This window comes from Trichocoleus sp. Lan (genome assembly GCF_039961855.1).
Classification (GTDB): Bacteria; Cyanobacteriota; Cyanobacteriia; order Cyanobacteriales; family FACHB-T130; genus FACHB-T130.
The window spans coordinates 25,518-42,472 of the sequence record NZ_JAMPKA010000014.1 but is presented as its reverse complement, the minus strand read 5'-3'; the positions used below and the strand labels follow the sequence as shown (position 1 = coordinate 42,472).

Annotated in this window: 12 protein-coding genes; 2 read left to right on the top strand and 10 right to left on the bottom strand. The window is 44.2% G+C overall.

Features of this window, described 5'->3' with window-relative positions; genetic code table 11:
- Positions 1 to 46: 46 nt before the first annotated feature.
- The 9 genes from NDA03_RS13985 to NDA03_RS13945 all read right to left on the bottom strand — a co-directional run bounded on the left by NDA03_RS13985 (position 47) and on the right by NDA03_RS13945 (position 13,826).
- Entirely contained in the window at positions 47 to 2,236 is a 2,190-nt protein-coding gene (locus NDA03_RS13985; protein ID WP_348238312.1) for a caspase family protein, read from the bottom strand.
- A 113-nt stretch (positions 2,237 to 2,349) separates the two neighbouring features.
- Positions 2,350 to 4,920, bottom strand: coding sequence for a CHAT domain-containing tetratricopeptide repeat protein (locus NDA03_RS13980; protein ID WP_348238311.1), 2,571 nt, complete (start codon positions 4,918 to 4,920; stop codon positions 2,350 to 2,352).
- Positions 4,921 to 5,015: 95 nt separating this feature from the next.
- Positions 5,016 to 5,777, bottom strand: coding sequence for a hypothetical protein (locus NDA03_RS13975; protein WP_348238310.1), 762 nt, complete (start codon positions 5,775 to 5,777; stop codon positions 5,016 to 5,018).
- Complete coding sequence (locus NDA03_RS13970; protein WP_348238309.1) at positions 5,770 to 8,235, bottom strand: CHASE2 domain-containing protein; 2,466 nt, start codon at positions 8,233 to 8,235, stop codon at positions 5,770 to 5,772. The genes NDA03_RS13975 and NDA03_RS13970 overlap by 8 nt, the downstream gene beginning before the upstream one ends.
- A gap of 64 nt (positions 8,236 to 8,299) precedes the next feature.
- Positions 8,300 to 9,655, bottom strand: a complete 1,356-nt coding sequence (locus tag NDA03_RS13965) for a DUF1822 family protein (RefSeq protein ID WP_190414869.1) — start codon at positions 9,653 to 9,655, stop codon at positions 8,300 to 8,302.
- The gene (locus NDA03_RS13960; protein ID WP_190414870.1) at positions 9,652 to 11,031 is read right to left on the bottom strand and encodes a hypothetical protein; all 1,380 of its coding nucleotides are present in this window, start codon (positions 11,029 to 11,031) and stop codon (positions 9,652 to 9,654) included. The genes NDA03_RS13965 and NDA03_RS13960 overlap by 4 nt, the downstream gene beginning before the upstream one ends.
- Before the next feature lie 199 nt (positions 11,032 to 11,230).
- The gene (locus tag NDA03_RS13955; RefSeq protein WP_190414871.1) at positions 11,231 to 12,211 is read right to left on the bottom strand and encodes a HetZ-related protein 2; all 981 of its coding nucleotides are present in this window, start codon (positions 12,209 to 12,211) and stop codon (positions 11,231 to 11,233) included.
- A 363-nt stretch (positions 12,212 to 12,574) separates the two neighbouring features.
- Positions 12,575 to 13,171 (bottom strand): DUF6658 family protein, encoded by a 597-nt coding sequence (locus NDA03_RS13950; protein WP_190414872.1) that lies wholly within the window; start codon positions 13,169 to 13,171, stop codon positions 12,575 to 12,577.
- A 100-nt stretch (positions 13,172 to 13,271) separates the two neighbouring features.
- Positions 13,272 to 13,826: a DUF6658 family protein gene (locus NDA03_RS13945; protein ID WP_190414873.1), complete on the bottom strand. Its 555-nt coding sequence runs from the start codon at positions 13,824 to 13,826 to the stop codon at positions 13,272 to 13,274.
- A 202-nt stretch (positions 13,827 to 14,028) separates the two neighbouring features.
- Here NDA03_RS13945 and NDA03_RS13940 point away from each other — a divergent pair, with 202 nt between their 5' ends.
- Both NDA03_RS13940 and NDA03_RS13935 read left to right on the top strand, forming a co-directional pair.
- The gene (locus tag NDA03_RS13940) at positions 14,029 to 14,280 is read left to right on the top strand and encodes a hypothetical protein (RefSeq protein WP_190414874.1); all 252 of its coding nucleotides are present in this window, start codon (positions 14,029 to 14,031) and stop codon (positions 14,278 to 14,280) included.
- 37 nt (positions 14,281 to 14,317) lie between these two features.
- Complete coding sequence (locus NDA03_RS13935; RefSeq protein WP_190414875.1) at positions 14,318 to 15,322, top strand: lysylphosphatidylglycerol synthase domain-containing protein; 1,005 nt, start codon at positions 14,318 to 14,320, stop codon at positions 15,320 to 15,322.
- 123 nt (positions 15,323 to 15,445) lie between these two features.
- Here NDA03_RS13935 and NDA03_RS13930 read toward each other — a convergent pair whose 3' ends face one another.
- Positions 15,446 to 16,732, bottom strand: a complete 1,287-nt coding sequence (locus NDA03_RS13930; RefSeq protein ID WP_242037154.1) for a hypothetical protein — start codon at positions 16,730 to 16,732, stop codon at positions 15,446 to 15,448.
- Between the last annotated feature and the right edge of the window lie 223 nt (positions 16,733 to 16,955).

Sequence of the window (16,955 nt, the reverse complement as noted above, 5' to 3'; positions counted from 1 at the left end):
CAGCGGTTTCAGATGCTTTTTTCTTTCCTTCTAAATCCGTGAGTCGCTAATCGCTTACCTGAAAGGCGATTGACAAAGTAGCCATCTCTGAAGTGTTCATGGGTATGGCTTCTACAGCGATTCCACCGCGATCGCTACTCAAATCATCAAGTAAATCGCCCATCACCTCAACTGGCTCTTTTAACTCCAACGTTCCTCTATCTTGATTTAGTTCAGCGGCGAGAGATGCTAATGTCTTGACAGCTCTTTCTAGGGGTGAACGGCTGACAATTACCAGCGCTTCTCCTGTTCCGGTTGCGATCGCTCTCAATTTCATCTGTTGCGGGTCGCCAATTAGTTGCGTTTGATTGGGTCGTAATTTCATCGTCTCATTTGACGCAGGCCACTGATAGGGAAACACCACCACTAATCCCCCAGTCGAGTCAATCAGTAGAGTTGTCAGATAGAGGTCGCTAGACTCGTGATTGGTAACTCGAAACTGAAATAGTTTATTCACTGGTAACTGATTAGCATAAGTTTGTTCCAACTCCTGACGAGTGTTTCTACCTCGACTGGAAGTTCTAGCAAGGGTTTGATTGGGTTGTTCTACCAAGTTCATCGAAACTTCTACAGAAAGCTGCGAAGAATCGGCATTCAAAGTCTTTTTAATAATCCGAACTGCTAACAGAGATTTGAGTTTAGCTGCCAGACGCTCCACCGCTGCCGTTACCGATTCCCCTGGTTCGCCAAAGGATTTCGGCACCAGTTCCAGTCCTTCGGTAAATAAACCAATACTGCCGACGGCTGGAAGATTTGCCCCTTGCTTTTGCAGTTTTTGCTGATAATCTGCCGTCATCCGACTGAAGATGTACTGCACCCCTCCCGGATAGGGGACATTTCCCGGTTGTGCAGGCACCGCTGCAATGCGATTAATCGCGGAGAGTTCCTGTTTAGCCGCGTTCGTCTCTCCAGCTAAAGACGGATCGAGACCAATGCTTAACTTCAAATCTGCTGGCACAACCCGACTCGCTTCTTGCAGCAGCGTCCCTGGTTTTAGAGATGTATTGGTTGCTTTGTCTACCAGTTTCGCTTCTCCCCTTAAGCCGGTACGGGGAGAGATTAATTGCAATTTTCCCGATGTTTGCCCTTTGTCATCGACAATTGCGAATGTAGCACCGGGTTGGAAAGCTTCTAGACTTTCAGAGTCTACTCCTCCCAACCACAAAGTTGCCTTATCGCCTTCTACTTTGGTAATTACGGCATCAGTCGGAGGGAGTTGTTTGTTGATGAAATAAACTGGTTTTTTGGGGTCGCCATCTGCTAAAGGAACTTGACTAGAAAGTGAATTTATGCTATTAGTGATTTGAGCGATCGCGCTTCCCACCGTATCGGTTTTTTGCCAGAGATACTGCGTCATCAGGTAAGTAAACGCACCAGCAGAAAAGCCATCGAACTCAGCATCTAAAGCTTCTTCTTCTCGTTGAGCAGAGGCAAAAACAACCCCTTTTGCAACACCTGCACAGCGCCGACGAGCCAGTTCGGATTCGGACAGTTGCAGCCGTTCCATCCAGCCTTTTTGATAAGCGATTTCTTCAGGACTGGGATTGAGTTTATCGCCGGGTACAGAACGCACTCGAAAGTTACCACGAGTACCGCCGCCAGAGTGACAACTATCTAGTACGACTGTGACATTTTCTGTGTTTAAAGCCGACATCAACAAAAACAATGTGCGTCCCATGATGTCCGGTGCTAAACCTTTTTGTCCTTCATCGGCAACGACTAAAGTGCTATTAAATTCATCATTGAATGCCTGATTAGAACAACCTTGGATAGGATTAGGGTCGCGCAATCGAGAACCGTGACCGGAAAAATGGAAAACAACCACATCTCCCGGTTTAGCTTGTTTAATTAAGTGTTCTTCAAACGCTGTCAAAATATTGTTGCGAGTCGGCTGTTGAGCGGGAGCTTGATTGCTCGTCAACTTGACAATATCACTGGGATTAAAACCAAAACGATGAACCAAGAGTTCTTCTTGCAAAGCAACATCAGTAACGCATCCTTCCAGATTTCCAAGAAAGCGATCGTTGGCTGGATAATCATTAATTCCCACTAAAAGAGCAAGCTTGCGGGAGGTATTTTGCGCCAGAACTTGAGCGTAGCGATTTCCTTTGTTGATAATATCTAACTGGCTCAATCCCAAAGTAGTTATAGTTGAGCCAGCGAATTGTAAGAAATGACGGCGAGAAATACGGGACATTACTAATTCCTCCTAGTATCCTATTCGGGAATATTTAAGTAGGGGCGAAGTATACCCTTTGGAAAGGATATGCTTCTCCCTACACGTAAATTCTGATTACTCAACCGATGCTCCTACTCAGCTTCACCAATTAAGGTAAAAGCTGCCCAAGCTCTAGGATTATCGCGATGTGTTTCCATCATCTTGAGCATTGCTTGGCGCAAGGATTGGGCTTTATCAAGTTTCTTTTGGTAAAGATTAGTATAAAACTCGGTCATTAATTCAGCCGTGGGAGCATCGGGGACAGCCCACAGGGAGACAACAACGCTGGGAGTACCGGCGATAAACAAAGAGCGGGATAGTCCAATTACCCCATCACCCGTGATGCGCCCGCGTCCGGTGTTGCAAGCACTCAGGACAACTAAATCTGCATTTAGTTTCAGATTAAGGATTTCTTCGGCAGTGAGTAGACCGCGATCGCTGCTAGTGGGTGCGAGTGCGATCGCGCTTTGCAATCCCTGGAAATCATCAAATAAGCCGTGGGTTGCCAGATGCACAATTCTAGCTTGAGATATTCGTGATAAAACAGCAGTTTTGGTGGCTGCATTGCCAGTAAGGGCGTTGGTGTTCAATAAAGGAGCAATCTCTTCGGCTTCTCGTTTTGCTCCTGGTAAGGAAGCTAGCTGTTGCGGCTTTTCTCCAATTTTAGGCGCTACGCTGGGCATGGTGGGATTTCCTATGATGATGGCATCTTTGGCGGATGCTTGCTTCACCTTTTCCCGTGAGGCGCGTGTTAGTTCTAGTACCTGAATTGAAGGTGCGGACAAAATTGTATGTTTTTCAATTAAGTATTTGCCATCTTTATCTTGCAGTGCGGCGAAGGGAACTACAAATAATTCACCTTGCGGGACAAAAATTACACGCTGATTTTGGTCGGTGGGCAGAAGGTCGGCGATGGGCGAAATTAATAGTTGATGAAGTTGCTGTAAGCTTTTGGCTGAGTTTTCTTGATTACCTGGATTTACAACTTCTGCTTTAAAAATACTGCGATCGTCTACTCCGATTGAGTCACGGCTAGAGCTAACAAGGTCTTTTAAAGAGGTATTTTTTTGCTGCAATGGTTTTAGGTCAACTTTGCGGAAGGTTACTTCGCCTGTAGGTTTAATCACCCAAATGTAAAGGTCTGTTTGCTTGACTTGCGATTTATTTTGACTTTTAAAGTCATCATCAATAATTGAATATTGAACGAGAGTCGCATTTTGAGCTTTGGCAATTTGTGTAATTTGGGCAATATTTGGTGGTGGTGGGGAAGTAACGTTACCTCTAGTTTCTGAAGATAATCTCTTTACCAATAGCTCCACAAATGCTCTTGCACGCCCTCGTTCAGCAATTTCTAAAGCATCATTAATGTTATTTTGGGCAATAAAAACTTGTTGGAGTAGACGGTAGATACTAGCCTGGGTTTCAAAAATTGATACTTTATTGCTATCACTCAATCCTGACCGTAGAGACTCTAAAGCCTTAATTCCAGCAGTTAGGGTTTCTGTAGCTTCCGCTAGCTTCCCAGATTGATAGAGGTTACTACCCATATTTCTCAGAATTCGTCCTTCACCTGGATAATTCTCTATTTTCCTGGAAATAGTTAAAGCTTGTTGAAAAAGTTTCAGCGCTTGGGAATAATCACCTTGATTATCATAAGTTTTACCCATGTTGTTAATAGCTGTTTCTTCACCACCAAAGCTGCCAATTTTCCTATATATAACTAGAGATTGCTGATAAAAATCTAATGCTTGCGAATATTGACCTTGATATCTATAAAATTCGGCAATATTGTTGAGTAGCGCTGCTTCCAGACCAGTCACGCCAATTTTTCTAGCAATAATTAAAGCTTGCTGATACAAATTTAATGCTTTGGAATAGTCACCCTGGCTCATATAAACTGTTCCCATTGAATTCAGAACAAGAGCTTCTCCATTTTTGTTATTAATTTTTCTGCTTACATTCAAAGCTTGCTGATAAGTTTCCAGTGCTTGATTATATTGACCTAAATCATAATAGATAACTCCCAAGCTAAGGAGGGTTACTACTTCACCTTGAAAATCACCAACTTCTCTACGAATAACTAAGGCTTGCTCGTATAATTCCAATGCTTGAGAATATTGACCCAAACCATGATAAATCGTTCCAAGGTTACTAAGAGTTACCCCTTCGCCTTCGCGATCCTGAACTTTTCGACGAATAGATAAGGCTTGCTGAAAGAAATCTCGTGCTTGAGCATATTGATCTGAGCTTCTATAAACTGAGCCAATGTTGTTAAGTGCAGTTCCTTCGTTCCAGCGATCGCCGAGTTTTCTGAAAATCTCTAAACCTTGCCGATAAAATTTCAGGGCTTCTGGATATTGGCTGAGACTGCGATAAATTAACCCGATGTAGTTCACGGTTAATGCTTCGCCTTTGGTATCTTTTAGTTCCCGATAAATTAAGAGCGCTTCTTGAAAAGACTGTAATGCTTCCTGAAATTGGCTAGTCTTATACTGCTGATTACCTTGCTGATAAAGTTTATCTGCTTGCGCCTTCCTCTCCTCAACCGTCTGCGCCATCACCGCAGATCCACTAAATGTCACCGGAAAATTCAGCCAACAAGTCTGCAACCCAGTCAGTAGAACTGTGCTAGACGCAAGCAAGAAAAATCTTTTTAATTCCATAGCTGTAGGAGTGCGATCGCAGCGTTTAAGATATTGTCCGCTTACATATAATATCCTTGGGCAAGGGGAACTTATGCAAAAACCCCAGCAGTAGCCTATCGAGATGCAGAAACGTTTGGCTCATCTTCTGCACAGAAATTATGAGCTTGAAGAAGCGCGATCGCATTCCTTAATTCTGCTGAGGGATTTGGCACCGAATAGAGTTCCCGCAGCGCATCTGACCAGAGTTCGCGTTCGGCAAAATAGTAGGCTTTCTCCATTGCCAAAGCCTCTGGTGATGGGTCTTTAAGCTGCTGTACGAGTGCTATTGAGATCAATTCGGCTGAAATGCGATCGCGTCTTTCCGGTTCCATCACTTGAAACATGACGCTGGTTTCAATTGGGTACGGCTCTGAAGCAGACAATTTCCATACATAAGACTGTCCAGGTTGCAATGGTTCCCCATCATAAACCGCCCTTGTCTCTCCTTTAATTGGTCGGTTCCAGAATGCCTCTTTATCCCCCTGACGAGATAGCTCAATTCGCGTTACCGTTCCACCTGGGATATTCCAGAGAAACAGAGGGCGATCGCTCCAAATCTCAAGGATTTCCCCTTGTTTTGAATGAAGCGAATCTGCGTCTACCAGTTTAGCGGGAGCGATCGCGCAAATCGCTCCTCCTCTCCCGCCCCCTCCTTTCCTTTTACGACGTAATTTCTTCCAGATATCACCCCACGATAAAGCTAGATATGTCTCATTGCTTTCTGTTAGGACGGGATGCGGTTGTTGTCTGATTGCCGCTTGTAGAGGCACTGAGGAAGAAGTTGTAATCAAGGCAGATATTAACAAAATGGATTGGAGTTTTTTTAAGTTAAACATGAGACTTTTCCCTGAATGCTAAACGAATATAATTCCAAAACAAAACTGTTGGTAAAAACCAAGGTAATAACATCGCCGCCGATATATAGATTTGCAAGGAGGCGATGATATAAATGGTTGTAGCCGTTCCTAACTTTATTACCCAGCGTTGCCGTTGATGAAGATTATCCTGTAACATCAGCGTTACGCCTTTCCCCAGCAATCCTGAAAGTAAAATCATCCATAAATCGGGGATAGGTATCACCAATCGCCGCGTTAATAAATGATGAAGCATATAAGCATGAGCTTCACCGCCAGGGAAATTTTCCTCCTCCCAACCGCGCCAGAAACCGACAGCTAAAGGAATCGCATAATTATCTTCATTTTCTCCTTCTAACCCGGCTCCTTTATATCCACCTGGAGTAATCAACACCACTTCATTCTTAAAGGTGTCTGGTACTTTTCCTTCTCCTAGGCAATCTCCTAGTAACTTACAGGCAGAAATGCGTTCGTAGGCAGATTCGGGGGGAATAGAAAAGTCAATAATTGGATGGAACCACGCTTGAATAAAATTTTGAGAAAAGCGGGTAAGTGAATGAAGGCGGATTTCTTGTAAAAAAGCTATTTTCTGGTTGGATTGGCTTATCAGATTTAAATAGTTAATCACTGATAAATTAAAATTCGTTCGAGCCTGCAAATTGGGTTGCGGTAAATTCAGTGGTAATTCTTGATTCAACACATACGCTATAGCTAAGAGATAAGCAAAAGGATACATCTGTGAACTTTTGGGTTCTGCTGGCAAAAGTTCAACATACCAAGGGAAGAACATGATATCCCCTTCCAAACTCCAATTAAGGTTGGCAATATCCTTGCTTACCCCTGACCTAGGAGTGGATTCTCCCTCTCCAGAACCAAATACCAACCAAGTATTTTTATTAACAATATTCTGTACAGATTCCTTAAGTTTTAAACTGTTATTTGGTTGTTTTCTATCATCTAAGATATAATCAATACCAATAGTTTTAGCTTCTAATTTAGAAACCCGATTCAAAAGTAATGCTACATAACGATAATCGATAGGGTAAATTTGTTTAATTTTATCCGCATCAGCCTTTAGAGATTCCTCATCAATTTGGATAAGTCGAACGGGTGAACTTCCTTTGGCTGGCACTTGAAAGGTGAATTGGCGATAGACAGCCTGAAGTAAAATGCGCGGTTCTAATAATAAGTTTTGTACGGGCGGTAATAAACTTAAAAACAGGATAGCGCCTAGCCAACAGGCTTCTTTTTTCGTTGGCAACCAGCGGTTTAGTGTGTCAAAAAAGCCAAAAGGTTTAATGCAAAACAGCTCGGCTTCTGGATGCCGAAATAGGGAGGGAACCAGGTAAGCAGAAGGGTAGGAAAGATGCTTTTCCTGTTGTTTAAGAAATAAACTTGCCTCCAGCAAAGCTGAATGAACATCCTTGTATTGAGTCAAACTGGCGAGAAACTGCACCAAAAATTCTTGTGCTACCTGATTGTGAATCGGTTCCCGCATTACTGCTACCTGGCTCAATCCCAAGTTAATCAAGGATTCGGCAATATTCATGCCACTACACGAGTTGAAAATTGCAAACTGAAGTCCCCGTTTTTTCGCCTGTTTCAGTGACTCTTCAATTTCCCAAATCGAGATTGAGGTGTGTGGTGCAATGCCTAATTCTCCACCCGTCAGGACAGTTTCATTACTGTGTCCGGCAAAAAATAAGATATCCCAACCTGGCTCAGATGCGATCGCTTTGAGGATCTCCATTTTGAGTGCATCAGCATCAAAAAATCGAGCCTCTATACTCTTAGGGATATTCAGTTCAGCTTTCCCCTGGTTCCGTTTCCAACCAATCAACTGGATATCTGCAACACGATCAAGCGATCGCAGTGCTTCTCGATCAGCTTCCAAATTCAAGCCAGTGTCATCCCCTAAAATCGCTAAAACCCTAGCTTTACGGCGAATCGGACGAACGGGTTCATTCAGAATATTGGCGGGAGTGCGAGCAATGCGTATTTGTTGAGTAGCACCCAAATCCGTCCCAATTTCCCAAATTTCCCACGGTAATCGCGCCAGTTCTAGAGGAGTGCAAGTCAGGAACACCTCAACCGTATGATGTTCCGGTTTATGAGCCGCCTTGACAATCTCGCGGCGAATACTAACTAATTCAGGAGTGAGCAACCAGTGTTGAAATTCTTCCCCTAGCTGAACCTCTGCATTCACCAGTTCGCGATGTCGATCAACTGGGAGAGTGCCTTTACCGCTGATGACCTTGTGCCCTCGCAGCCGCCTATAGTAGTTGAGATAGGCGCTTTGCCACTGTTCGTAACTCCTGGTCAGCGAGAGGGGATAATTCAGCTCTACAGAGAGTATTTTTCCTTTCCCCCAAGACAACTCAAAGTCGCAAACAGTGCCAACTTGCTTAACCCTAAGCTTAAAAACTATTCTATCCATCATTTAATTTTGGATTTTGGATTTTGCGGAGGTCGGAGTTGTCCTGCCTCTGATGATTTTCGAGAAGCTATAAAATAAATTCAAACGGCGGCAAAGTTTGGAATTCCCCAGTTTCCGAGGTAATGGTTGCGAGAAATTTATCTTGATAAGTCCCCGCCACTTGAGTAAAAATATAGTCCTCGTCCCCATCTAAGTGCAGTGTATCTTCTGCCAAAACTTCCACGCGATCGCTTACTCGCAAAGTCATCTCATCGTCAGGTTCATTTCCAGAAATCGCCTTCAATATCAGCAATAACGTCCAGCCATCATCATCCGGGAAAGACCAGGTAACAGCATACAGCCGCACCCGATTTCCTAGGGTTAAGTCTCGGTAAGCACGACCCGTATTGGCTGGAATCTCTAACTGATTATTGCGACTAATTTCTATCAAAATTTCATCTAATTCTTGAGATGGGTTTTGTTCGTTTCTGCGAAGGGAGAATGATGCTGGCAACTCTCTTAGTGGCTCAGTTCCGCGCAAAGGAGACGGTGCTGGCAAGGCTTCCCAGGACAATTCTTGCATTACTTCATCCATTTGGTTGCGTAACCAGTTCCTGACATTTACCGCTTGCTGAGTCAAGATTTGGAGCAGCTCTGATAGATGATTGGTAACAGTTGCTGTATTCTCAGTTAGCGGCTGGTAGAGCCAATTAAGTAAATCCGGTGTCGTTAGGACTGCTGCTCCCTGCTCCCACGTCAAGACTTGCCACAAAGGACGGTTACGCAGTTGGGGTAATAATGTTAATAGGGTCGACTGCATTCGAGCTAGGGTATTCTGACGATTCGTTGGGATTTCAGGTAAAGGAATTGCTGATGAAATTAAACATTGCAAATAAAGCAATAGTTCATTAGGTTCGCCATTAAACCAAGCAATCGGAATCTGATAATTCCAATCAGCTTCGGGTTCTAATTGTGGTAAATAATTCATCATTTGATCGTGACGCAGAAAACCTCTAATTGCTGCAACTTCCAATTCTTCCTCAATACCAATAAATACATAAAAATGAGCTGCAAATTCTGGTAAATCTACTACGGCTCTAGGGATAGTAAGTTCTTTATCGGTTAAGGTGATGGTAGGAATTAAACAAACTTTAAATTCGCCAATTCTCAAATTAAAAACGGCATCAACTGCATTAGCATACTGAGGTTGTAAAACTGAAGAATGTTCTTTATCTAGATAAATCTCCGGTTCTCGTTTCCGCAGCCATTCTTCAAAACTAAATAAACTTAAAGCTTGAAGATAAATTTGCCATTTTCGGTCTTCATTCCCTACTTGGTTGCTCAATTGTACAGCTTGGTCAAGCTGCTCCGATTCTAAGGGAATTGTTTCTGGCAATTCTTCAAGTTCGACCCAATCATCTGTCAAATCTGTTAAGTAATTCATGCTCGTTCTTCTTTCTGACTATTCAGATGGTTACAAATCGTTGCCGCTAGTTGACTGTTCATCACTCGGTTGTGTCCTATGTGAGATTCTTTTTTCGCCTTCTCAATCTCTGTAGAAATCTCTTTATCTAAAATGAATTGGACTTTTGACTCCAAATCTTGGAGCTGCACGGGATTAACGTAACATTGAGCTAACTTTAAAACGCAAGCTCTCAAGCACAATAAGGTTCGGCGTCCAATATCGCTGCGTAAGTTTTTGAGTTCCAGCAGGCGGCTTACTTGAGGCTGGTCTTTTAAGCCGAGTTGGGGAGCAATTTCTTTCATGGGAACTCCCTGACAGTGAAATAAATGAAGTGCCTTGAGGAAGTTTTGCGCTTTCTGATTTTTCTTGGATTGCAAATAGATAAAGCGAGCTTGAATGACCTGCTTGACGGACTGAGATAAACAGGTATTAAATTGCTGGTGATAACCTGCTAAAAACTCTGATTGCTCATTAGAATCATCCTCACTGGATGCTCTATTTCTTTCCGCAGAATTTCCTGAATTATCTAACGGTAAGCCTTTGCGAGTCCGGAGGCGTTCGGCTCTGAGCAACTGCGCGAGTTCTTGCAATTCTCTTAAGATTTGTTCGGGAAATATTGTCCGAGTGGTTGACAATTGTTCAGCCATTTGACGCAATTGCGAGGCGGTTGGGTCTGGATATCGGCTTTTCTCTCCAGCCTTGCGGTGCTGCAAAAGTTGGGTGCGATAAATCTGATGGTAGCTATCAAGTAGCTGAAGTGCTTGGTTGATTTCTGCTGGTGTCCGGTCAAACTCTAATAAAACTCGCTGTAATCGTCCGGGGTTCATGTAACTCAGAATCATCCAGTCAGTCACTTGCTCAATTCCGTGTTCGAGTAAGAATCGTTTGAGGAAGCGATCGCTTTTTACCATCCTGACCGTCCAAGTCGATAATTTACTCTTATCCGGGTCAAAGGTTTGCAAAATTCGAGCGGTTACAGATGGATAGTTTGTCCGGCTTTCATCCATTTCCTGACGCGGAGAACGCAAAGTGCTATCGAGTACCAACGGCAACAGCTCCATACTGGTGAAGTCATGGTTTTTGCCAAACTTCTGCTCTAGTTCTAAGCAAAATTCTTGAATTTGATGAGAGATAAAGCAGCGCAGACACACCTCAGCCATCTGACGGCGAGTGTCATCGTTCTGGAACCACTGCATGAGTTGGCGTTGAATTTCCCGGTCTGGCATATCCTCTCGGTCAGAGAGTTCGGGAAATTGAGTCAAGAAAAAGGCTTTTGCCGACTCAACTTCTTCAGTTCGACACTTGCCGAAACTATCAATTCTCATCAAAAGCCAGTATCTCGATGCCGTACCCATCGTTATTTCACTCAATTGTGCAAATGCAAAGCGACTCTGAAATTCCTCATCCTTGCCTCGCGTAAACCAGGATGCCGATCAAAGTCAATTGAGGCAAGTTCGGGGGAGCTGATTGAACGGCTAAAAACGATAAGGATAACTTTAAACAAAGCGAGTGACATCTTCAAGAAATTCCCGCTTTTCCCCAAACTTCACTCGGCTACTTTTCCATTCCTATCGCCACAACTTGCTCAGACGTTCTACGCGCTGCGGCGGGTTTTAGCCAGCTTGCGACCAGCTCCGGCTTTGTTTTTCGAGCAAAAATGCGAATTGCATGGTAACTGACTTTTTCCCGCAGACGATAGACTTCCCTAGTCCGCAAATTCAAGGCGCGAGCGATCGCTTGTTGAGAATTGCCAGCGAGGTAAAGTTCCAGCCAAACCGCTGCTTCTCGACTGACATTTTCGGCTAAATAGTTGTAAAACTCCTGCTTTACGGTTGTCCGCAGAAACATTTGTTCTTCAATTGCTTGATTCTCTTGATACTCGGCAACTGCGTGGATATCGAGGAAACTAACCGGATTGTTTGTCTCGTGGGACACCACTTCCTCAGAAATCAGTCGCACCAGTTCACCATCGGGGATATGAGTCATCCCTCCCCGCCGGGAACGACGTAGATAGTTAAAAAATCTATAAACTAAAAGTGGCTGGTTGCGAATTGGTCTGAGACAGTATTCTTCGATGCTGCTCATCAGTAGAGAGTTGCCTAAGCGAGCGTCTGAAGTACATTTGCTAATCCAGGCAATTTGCTGTTGAATGTAGCGATCGCGATGCAATAATTCCTGAATGACTTCTTGCAACACATCGACAACCGTTGCCGAGCGATCGCGCGATAGCGCCACCCAAGTCCGAATTTTATTCTTCAGCAATACTAAACTCCCCAGCCGAGTCGTCAAGTTGCAATAAGCACGCTCTGGTGCCACGCCTAAGTAGCGTTGCCGTAAAATGCGATAGCGATAATCCATCGCTTGCAAGGCAATTACCCTCTGAGTTGCGTTAAACGTTTCAAAACGCTCTCCTTCCTCTCCCACCAGCCACAGAGCAATACTTTCATGGGTTGCTGCGCTATAGCCAGGACAGTCAGATGCCAGCTGCTTCGCCACCTCAGTTGGAGACAGCACAACGGTTAGAAATTTTTTCATTTCAATAGCCGAGAGTGTGTGTTCTATTCGGCTATATCTTTAGTCAGGCTGAGGTTATGTATTTTTGATCCGGTTTCTCCGAAAGGATTCTCCCGGAGAAACCCTGACAGGGTACTATCACAATTCTCTATTCGATGCAGTACGGTTTAACCCCACCCTTGCCCCTCGACCTTCCCTTCACTTCAACTAGAGGGGTTCAATATTCTCCCCTCTCCGTTCACGGAGAGGGGCTGGGAGTGAGGTTCCGAGTGATATAGCACTCAAGTTAGAACCGCTATAGGGATACAAAAGCAAATAGGGGCAGGATTATCCCGCCCCTAGAATCATTGATTGAGTCTGGTGTTTATTTAATTCCAGACGCTGCTAATCAATCGCATCAGCAGCCTTATCTGCTGCCCGCTTAGCACTCTCAATTACATTTCTGCCTGCATATTTACTATTTTCCTGGACATTGTCAGCTGCCTGCTGCGTTCCTTTACCCAGGTCTTTGGTTGCATCCTGAGTATTGCCCTTGAGATTTTCAATTCCCTGCTTTGTTCCCTTAGCGAAATCACTAGCCGATTTTTGCGCTTTGTCGCCAATTGCGTCGGTATTTTGCTTGACATTCTCACCGAACTGTTTAGCGTTTTCGCCCTTCTTATCCAGAATCCGCTTGGTGTTTGTACCTACGTCATCGGTCTCGTCAATTACGTGGCGCTCAGCATTGTCAATTAGGCCTTTTGCCTTAGCTGCTACGCCTGAGGTGTCTCTTCTGGGATCGGTATCGCTATAGTCGTTCATCCCACCTTTATACTCATTGGTTAAGGCACCTGTAGGAACGTCCTCCCTAATTTGGTCGGCGGTCTTCGCTTGTGCCCCACCATTACAAGCGGTGGTAACAAAAATGATCGTGGCGGACAAAAACACGGTCAGGATTTTGCCCAAGTTGATTTTTTTCAACCAATTAATTACGCTGTTCATCAAAAAAACTCCTTTTTCTGTACGAGTCAATGGTTGTTTTGGTTAGCATTGCAATCCGAGATTTTCGATTGACTGCCAATCGAAAATCTCAATTATTTGCTTATTTGTGCAAAGCAGGGTTGCTTTGCATTTCAGGTCTCTGACCGGCTTCATCTGATTTATCTTTGATGAAGCTGGAAGCCTCTTTGAACTCTTCACCGATACTTTCTAATATCTTGGCATTAGGATCGCTGCGATTGATTATAGGTTGACGACCTCCAGCTCCAGAGACTTCAAAATCCTCTGAAGTTTTTATGGGCAATTCTTTTTCCTTTGCGGCTCGACCTGCTGGTGTCTCAGCACCCGGGTAGAGGATTTCAGAATCGCTGGTAGCAATTAACTGATTGGACAGGATCTGCAAGTCAGCGCGATCGCGTGGATTCGCTGTTTTGCTGACGTTAGGATCGGTAGACATTTTGTAATTCGTGTAGCCATCTCCACCATTGCTGTGGGGATTGTTGTTCCCTCCCATTTGCACGGGGGGATTTTGTGGACGTGCCCCTAAAGAATCGCCATTGTTACAAGCGCTGGTAACAATTAGCAACGCGCCTGCCAAAAAAACGGTCAATATTTGACGTAACCGTAGTTTTTTAAAGAAAGCAGTTAAGTGTTTCACACACTACTCCCAAGATTTTTACGAACTGTCATAAACAATACAAAAGCTACAGTGTTCCTACCTCTAGCGCAGGTCACATTCTGGTTGCAACTAAAAGCAACCTCTCTCTAACCGTAGAGAGATTCCCAAAAAATAAGCAAAACTACGGTGATATTGGTTGGTTCGCGACCATGCCAGCTAAAAACATCGCTCAGCCTAGAACTTGGCTGATTTTTCTCAATCTTTCAGCATCAGATGGGTCTGGGCATCGCTGCCTCAAACGCGATCGCTCACATCAAACTTGCCTCACCATCAGGTAGCGGATCGTTATCCGTATCCCAGATGTGCGAAGCTTGGCTGGGAAATTGTTCGCGAATGTCTGCAAAGTGTAGAAACAGAAGAGCGATCGCTCCCTCTGGCAAAAGTTACAGACTCGCTACCGTTCTCACTTTGGTATTCTCATACTCTAGGATGAGGTATTTGCCTCAACTCGCTACCCAGTGTGAAAGGTCATGAAAAAAATTTGGTCATCCCTGAAGCCGTACTTGCGCTGGGTGATTCTCGGCGGGACGCTATTTTTTTTGGCAAAAGCTCTCAAAGACAATTGGCGGGAAGTCGCAGCCATCCGAATGACTGGTGCGGGATGGACAAATCTAGCGATCGCCTTTTTGATCACTTTACTGGCTCATACTTGGTCTGGATTCGTCTGGAGTTGGATTTTGCAATCGTTCCGGCAACCCGTTCAGCCTCGATGGGCGCTCCAAGTTTACCTGAAAACCAACCTTGCCAAGTATTTACCAGGGAATGTCTGGCACTACTACGGGCGCATCGTGGCGGTGACATCCCACGGGGGTTCTTTCGGTGCCGCGACTCTCAGCGTGTTACTCGAACCCCTGCTGATGGCGGCTGCCGCTTTATTAGTTGCCTTAGCAGGTAGCCAGTTTGGTTGGGCAGGTGTCCCTCAGAATACCCAGACGAGAACCTTACAACTTCTTGGTTTGGGTGTAGTTTTGCTGGGCGTTCATCCCCGAATTTTGAACCGGCTGATGCAGTTGGCAAGTAAATTGAAGGGAAAGAAAGCAAGAGGTGCAGGGGCGCAGGGGCGCGGGGGAGAAGAAAATGCTATCTCTGCTTCAGCTTCTCCACCCCCCACAGAAGCGACAGAAGCTTCTTTTCGACTTGAGCGATATCCTCTATTTCCTTTGTTGGGAGAAATTGGCTTTTTGTTACTGCGTGGCGCGGGGTTTTTGTTTGCCATGCTAGCGCTGACACCAGTGAATCCCAATCAAATCCCGATGCTGCTGAGTGGGTTTAGTTTGTCATGGCTGTTGGGTTTGATTGTTCCCGGCGCACCTGGGGGAATCGGGGTATTTGAAGCGACAGCGATCGCTCTATTCGGTCAACATTTTTCTGCCGCCATTCTCCTCAGCGTCGTCGCCCTATTCCGCTTGGTGAGTATTTTAGCGGAAGCCGCCGCTGCTGGATTGGCAACTTTGAGCGAGCTGAAGGATCGCTAAAAGGGCTATCAACTACAGCTATGACAACTTTATTCCCCCTCAATCCAGGTTCCCCTCACCGAAAACCGGGGAGGGATTAAGGGTGGGGTTCCCCTGTCCCGCTTTCAACGGGTAGCCAGAAACCTAATCCTCTGCAACTTGATCTGACATCGCCTCTGCGATCGCAGAAGTTGCAGCTTTTATATCGCTATCTAACTTCAGTTGAGAAAAAACTCGATACATCTGTGCCGTCCCGTTAGGCAGCTTCTTCGTGCCATTTCCGTTCATCTTGATCAAATTGTATTGAACGTTTTCACCATAGATAGCGAAGGTTATATGAAATATTTCAAAGAAATTCACTACCCACTTGCAATCCTCTTCTGGATAGTGCATATAGTATTTGATTAACTCAGCAATGCAAGTTTCTAAATGGGTGCGAACATTTTTACAAATTAATAAAATTTTCAGCAGTACGATTACTAAAGTCAAAGGATGCCCTTGCGACATCAATAAAATAAATAGAGGCGAAGGTTCCCGATGATTTTCAGTCGTTAAATATTCGATCACCCGATTACAGGTTCTTAACAACAGGGCATCATCCAGCGTCTCTTCATGATGATTTTCATATACAACATCTAGCTTTTCTTCTAATTTTGTTTTCAAGACCTCTACAAATTTTCTATTTTCCACAGAAAAAATTAAATATTTTTGTAGACTATGTTTAAAGTTTTTGTAGGGAAGTCCTTGAGTTTGTTGGAGAAAAATATTTGCCAGATTTGTATAGCTAAATGGCCCCCGTTTCGCAACAATTGTCTTGATCAGACGCAGTACCTCATCCCCCAAGCCAGTCGGGTTTTTAGGCAAAATTTCTCTAGGCATCGCCGACTGCGATCGCGTGGTATACATTGCTAGCTCAAACTTAAAGCGATCTTTCAGTTCTTGCGACAATGCTCTGGCAGCTTCCCGCTGTTCGACGGGGTTTGAGAGATTCGCATATTGAGGAACTAACAGATAAGAAGTATAACGATGGCTCCAATGGGTTGCTTCATGTTCATCGTATCTAGCGGCAAATATCTTTAAATCTTGATAGTCTTGGCTTTTAATAAAATTTACAAGCCAAATTCTCAACTTACTTAAGCTTGGAGATAAGGTTGACTTGCTAATATTTAAATCGCTAAATACTAAAACTAATTCTTTAATTGCTTTATAGCTTCGTGTCGTCTCCCAATTATTGATGAGAATATAACAAGAGCGCTTTAGAGTGTTTTTAAATTCTTCTTCATCATTTGCAAAGATAATGTCTGAAAGCGCTTTGATCGCGTTGGTATTAACAGCGTTAGGACTGTAATAAATAAATAACTGCTTAAATTCTTGCAGAACGGCTTCTGGGGGCCATTGCTGAACAATGTCCACCAAAAAACGATAGATCATATCTCGATCTGACTGGTTGGAAATGACACGAAACTCGGCCTGATATCCATCTGATAGAATGTCCCTGACCATTCCATTAATTAGGACTATTGAGTCCTTCCTTAGAGTGTGAAGAGCGAAAGTAGATGGCACCCAGCGTCAATGCTAATTGCAGTGTATAGTACTTGACTTGACTGCCCATAGCAATCCTTGAAAATACATACGCTTGGGGAACTTGCTCTCA

Excerpts from the sequence above, each read along its gene's own strand:
- NDA03_RS13965 (WP_190414869.1), bottom strand. The coding sequence starts at position 9,655 with ATGAATTACTTAACAGATTTGACAGATGATTGGGTCGAACTTGAAGAA.
- NDA03_RS13930 (WP_242037154.1), bottom strand. The coding sequence starts at position 16,732 with ATGATCTATCGTTTTTTGGTGGACATTGTTCAGCAATGGCCCCCAGAA.
- NDA03_RS13980 (WP_348238311.1), bottom strand. The coding sequence starts at position 4,920 with ATGGAATTAAAAAGATTTTTCTTGCTTGCGTCTAGCACAGTTCTACTG.
- NDA03_RS13985 (WP_348238312.1), bottom strand. The coding sequence starts at position 2,236 with ATGTCCCGTATTTCTCGCCGTCATTTCTTACAATTCGCTGGCTCAACT.
- NDA03_RS13950 (WP_190414872.1), bottom strand. The coding sequence starts at position 13,171 with ATGAACAGCGTAATTAATTGGTTGAAAAAAATCAACTTGGGCAAAATC.
- NDA03_RS13935 (WP_190414875.1), top strand. The coding sequence starts at position 14,318 with ATGAAAAAAATTTGGTCATCCCTGAAGCCGTACTTGCGCTGGGTGATT.
- NDA03_RS13975 (WP_348238310.1), bottom strand. The coding sequence starts at position 5,777 with ATGTTTAACTTAAAAAAACTCCAATCCATTTTGTTAATATCTGCCTTG.
- NDA03_RS13955 (WP_190414871.1), bottom strand. The coding sequence starts at position 12,211 with ATGAAAAAATTTCTAACCGTTGTGCTGTCTCCAACTGAGGTGGCGAAG.
- NDA03_RS13970 (WP_348238309.1), bottom strand. The coding sequence starts at position 8,235 with ATGATGGATAGAATAGTTTTTAAGCTTAGGGTTAAGCAAGTTGGCACT.
- NDA03_RS13960 (WP_190414870.1), bottom strand. The coding sequence starts at position 11,031 with ATGGGTACGGCATCGAGATACTGGCTTTTGATGAGAATTGATAGTTTC.